At 30.5% G+C, this 5,119-nt stretch carries 4 protein-coding genes; all 4 read right to left on the reverse strand.

The window, feature by feature from the left end:
• The coding region (truB, locus tag AC8IGH_RS04915) for a tRNA pseudouridine(55) synthase TruB (protein ID WP_507419603.1) at positions 1 to 791 on the reverse strand (791 nt) is incomplete at its 3' end.
• Positions 784 to 1,161: a 30S ribosome-binding factor RbfA gene (gene rbfA / locus AC8IGH_RS04920; RefSeq protein ID WP_507419604.1), complete on the reverse strand. Its 378-nt coding sequence runs from the start codon at positions 1,159 to 1,161 to the stop codon at positions 784 to 786. The genes rbfA and truB, both read right to left, overlap by 8 nt.
• Before the next feature lie 6 nt (positions 1,162 to 1,167).
• The gene (infB, locus tag AC8IGH_RS04925; protein ID WP_507419605.1) at positions 1,168 to 3,384 is read right to left on the reverse strand and encodes a translation initiation factor IF-2; all 2,217 of its coding nucleotides are present in this window, start codon (positions 3,382 to 3,384) and stop codon (positions 1,168 to 1,170) included.
• A gap of 20 nt (positions 3,385 to 3,404) precedes the next feature.
• Positions 3,405 to 4,949, reverse strand: coding sequence for a transcription termination factor NusA (gene nusA / locus AC8IGH_RS04930; protein WP_507419606.1), 1,545 nt, complete (start codon positions 4,947 to 4,949; stop codon positions 3,405 to 3,407).
• Positions 4,950 to 5,119: the final 170 nt, after the last annotated feature.

Genomic DNA, 5,119 nt, shown 5'->3' on the forward strand with positions numbered 1-5,119 from the left:
TCTAAACTAACCTTTCCAAATTCATTAACCAAACTAACTTTCATTCCATTCTTTATTAAATTAATTCTTTCATCTTTTAATTTAATGCTAGGTATATGTATTAAAGCACTCTGAATATCAAGCACATATTTTAAAAAATTATTGATACTTTCTTTTTCTATTAATTTTTCAAGGCTATTTGAGTTCTTAATACTAAAATTTCCATATCGAGTTCTAATTAATTGAGTAACATGAGCAAATGCATCAAAGGATTTAGCAATGTCTCTGGCTAAACTTCGAATGTAAGTTCCAGTTCCGCATTTTATATAAAAAAGACTTTTATTATTTGAGTGCTTTAATAATCTAATATTTTTTATAAAAACTTTTCTCTTTTTTATATCAAATTCTAGGTTATTTCTTGCAAGTTCATAAGATCTTTTGCCATTAATTTTTACTGCAGAAAATTTTGGTGGTATTTGCATTTGCCATCCAATAAATTTTTTTAAAATATTCTTAACTTCTTTTTTTGTAGGACAAATCTCATTTTGATTTATAACCTTACCTTCTAAATCTAAAGTATCTGTTTCTGATCCCCACTGTATTTCAAATAAATAACTTTTGAATTGTAAATGTATTAATGAAACAGTTTTGGTCGCCTCACCTAATGCAATCGGCAAAACACCTTCTGCTAACGGATCTAATGTTCCAGCATGACCTATTTTAATTTTTTTAAATTTACTCTTAATAACATTTAAACAATATGCTGAACTAAAGCCTTTGGGTTTGTTTAAATTTATCCAACCATCAATCATTTTTGTGAGACTTAATAATTAATTTTTCAATCTTTTCAGCATAGTCAAAAGACTCATCTAATACAAAATGTAAGTTAGGAAGAAATTTATTTTTCCAATTTCTTGACATTTCTTTTTTAATTAAACCGCTATGATTAATAAGAGATTGTAAAATAAATTCAGAATTTTTACCTCCAAGCGGCATTACAAACACTTTGGCATGTTTTAAATCAGGACTCATTCTAACTTCTGAAACTGTAATCACCCTTGTATTAATATTTGGCAAAGCTACTTCTTCTTTTATAAAGAGATTTCCAAGCAACTGTTTTAATAATTCGCCCACTCTTAATTGCCTTTGAGTAAAAGGCTGGTCACTTAAATGAATGTTCATGATTAATTAATTTATTGTTCTAGCGCTCTGAACTACTGAGAAAACTTCGATGATATCTTTTTCTTTAAAATCTAAAAAATCTTTAAAAGCAACTCCACCTTCAATCCCTGCTTTAATTTCTTTTACTTCATTTTTTTCTCTGTAAAGCGATGCAATTTTTCCAGTATAAACAACAGTGCCATCTCTAACAATCCTAACATCTGAGTTATTAATAATTGATCCTTCTGTCACTTTAATACCTGCAACTTTTCCAGCTTTGGAAGATTTAAATACTTGCAATATTTCACACTGTCCTAATACCTCTTCATTAATTTCTGGCGCTAATAAACCTGAAAGAGCTTTAGTAATATGCTCAATCGCTTCATAGATAATATTAAAGTATAAAACATTTACACCTAATTTTGTTGCAAGGTCTTTTGCCTCTTTATTAGGTTTAATATTAAAGCCAATTAAAACAGCATTAGAAGCTTTTGCTAAAGAAACATCTGTTTCGGTAATAGCTCCAACAGATGATAAAACAATAACTGGTTTAACTTCATCGTGTTGAATTTTTAATATCGCATTAGATAATGCTTCTGCAGATCCATGAACGTCACTTTTAATAATAATTGATAATTCTTTTTGTTTATTAACATCGCCAAAAACATCGTCTTTCTTAACTAAGGCACTAATTCTTTTAGATTTTCCTTGTTCAATTCTATGTTTATTTATTTCCTTTGCTTTTGACTCACTATCTAAAACTAAAAAATCATCTCCTGCCTCTGAAACGCCCGTTAAACCAATAATTTCAACTGGCATTGAAGGTGTTGCTTCATTAACTAATTCACCTTTAAAATTATTCATGGCTCTAATTTTTCCCCATTGCAAACCACTCACAAAGAAATCACCTCTTTTTAAAGTTCCTCTTGTAATTAAAATTGTTGATACGGGTCCTTTACCTTTATCCAATTTTGATTCAACAACTATGCCTTGCGCAGGTACGTTTGGATTAGTTTTGTGATTTAAAATTTCTGCTTGTAAAATAATTGCTTCTTTTAATTTATCTAAATTTGTTTTTTTTAATGCAGATATTTCAACGCACTGGACATCTCCACCTAATTCTTCAACAACAAGTTCATGTTCTAATAATTGATTTCTAACCCTTTGTTTATCAACCCCATGAATATCACATTTATTGATTGCAACTATAATTGGAACTTTTGCAGCTTTTGCATGTTGGATAGCTTCTATTGTTTGCGGTTTAATTCCATCATTTGCTGCAACAACTAGAACAACGATATCCGTAATTTTGGAACCCCTAGCTCTCATTTCTGTAAAAGCTGCATGACCTGGTGTATCAATAAACGTCATCCACTTATTATTATCTGTGAATACTTGATAAGCTCCGATATGTTGGGTAATTCCTCCATGTTCCGTGGCCACAACATTTGTTTCTCTTAAAGCATCTAGTAATGAAGTTTTGCCATGATCAACGTGACCCATAACAGTGACAACTGGTGGTCTAGAAAAAGTATCTTCTTCCTCTTTTAATTTTTTTAATTTTGATAACTCATCATCAATTTGATTATCTTTAACAACTTTATGTCCAAATGAACCAACGATATACTCAGCCGTATCTTTATCGATAGTATGGTTAATTGTAACTTTTACATTTTTTTCAAATAAAAATTTAATAATTGAACTTGCTTTTTCTGCCATTCTATTTGCTAAATCTTGAATGGTAATTAAATTAGGAACTGAGACTTCTCTTGAAACTTTTTTTACTTCTGAGGATGTGTCATCACTTGCCTGTACTAATTTTTTTTCTTTTTCCCTAGCTCTTTTAAACGATGCTAAACTTCTTTGTTTTTCATCTTCATCAGCATCAGTAAGAGCCTTTGATAATGTTAGTTTATATTCTCTTTTTTTTCCGTGTGTTTTTTTTATTAATTTTTTACTATTATCAATTTCAAGTTCTTCTTGAATTTTCTTTCTTGCCCATTCTTGAGCTGATTTTTGTGCTTTTGCTGTATCTTCCTTTGTTAAAACTTTTGGCTTTACGGTGTCTTGTGGGGCTACAGAAGCTTTTGCTCTATCCACAGAATAGGTTGTGTCTATAGATCTATTTTTCTTTTTTTCAACTAAAACTGACTTGTTACCAGCGCCTTTTGCATAATTTGAAACAGCTGCTGATCCACTAAAATTTTTTAATGTAAGTTTTTTCTTTTTGTCTTTAACGTCCATTTTTTTTAAAAGCGAGTTTATTATTTGTTAAAAACTTTTTCTCTGGCACTCATTATCAAACGCTCAGCTTCAGCTCTTATGATATCGAAATTCTGCAATATTCCCTCAAATTCCACTCTTTTTCCTTTAACTTCGTCATACCCACCTAAGATCTCATCAATTGATAAATCTGCAAAATCAGCCAAAGTTTTAATATTCTTTTCACCTAAGGTTAAAAGCATTCCAAGTGATAATCCTGGATGATTCATAAGATCGTCCTGAATACCCAACTCCTTAACTCTATTTGATATTTCTTTAGCCTCTGTTTCTAAATATTCTTTTGCTCTTTCTTTTAATTCTTTTGCTGTCTCTGCATCAAAACCATCAATTTTAGTAATTTCTTCTAAAGGAGCTCCATCGATTTCTTTGATTGAAGAAAATCCCTCTAATACTAAAAGTTGTGCCATCATTTCATCGATTTCTAAACTTTCAATAAATCGTTTTGTTTTAATTTTAAATTCTGATTGTCTTTTTTCTGTTTCTTCTTGATCTGTTAAAATATCAATTTCGTAATTCATTAACTTTGACGCAAGTCTTACGTTTTGTCCTCTTCTCCCAATTGCCTTGCTAAGATTATTTTCATCAATTACTACTTCGATTCTTTTTGTAGCTTCATCCAAAACTACTTTTTGAACTTCTGCAGGAGCCAAAGCATTAATCACAAGAGTTGCAGGATCTTCTGACCAGTGGATAATATCAATTTTTTCTCCTTGCAATTCATTCACTACAGCTTGAACTCTGCTCCCTCTCATACCTACACAAGCACCCACTGGATCAATGGATTTATCTTTTGATGTAACACAAATTTTTGCTCTACTTCCTGGATCTCTTGCCACTGATTTAATTTCAATTGTTCCTTCATAAATTTCCGGAACCTCAAGTTTAAATAATTTTGCCATAAACTGAGGATGTGCTCTTGATAAAAATATTTGCGGACCTTTAGCTTCTTTTTTGACTTCATAACAGTAAGCTTTTACTCGATCACCTACCTTTATATTTTCTCTTGGAATTAATTCATCTCGTTTAATAATTGACTCAGCTTTTTGTAAATCAACGATGATATTTCCAAATTCTATTCTTTTTACAATTCCACTTAGAACTTCGCCAATCTTATCTTTAAATTCGTTGTATTGTTTTTCTCTTTCCGCATCTCTTACTTTTTGAGTTATAACTTGTTTAGCGGCTTGTGCGGCTATTCTCCCAAAATCAATTGGGGGTAACGGCTCTAAAATTTCTTGATCTAATGCAATATCGCTTTTAATCTTTTTAGCTTCCTTTAAGCTAATTTCGTTTTGACTATTTGCTGGATTTTCTACAACTTTTAATTTTCGACCTAATTCAATTTGACCATTAGCTCTATTAATGGACACATAAATATTATTCTCTTGTCCGTAACGTGTTCTTGCAGCTTTCTCTATAGCTTCTTCCATCGAAGTAATAACAAGCTCTTTATCAATCGATTTTTCATTAGCTACAGCGTCAACTATTCTGATTAATTCAACTGTATCAACTCTGTTATTTAACATTAGTTTTGTTTCCTGTAAAAAAAAATGGGCCTAAGCCCATTTTGTACTTTCAATAATTTCCTTTAATCTATGCTACAATTTTTAACTTATCAAGATTTAAAAAATAAATATCTTTTTTTAATTTATTGGCTTTATTTGAGTATTTTGTATCGACTATAGGATGTTTGTTA

The organism is Candidatus Allofontibacter sp., assembly GCF_038145245.1.
Lineage (GTDB): Bacteria > Pseudomonadota > Alphaproteobacteria > Pelagibacterales > Pelagibacteraceae > Fontibacterium.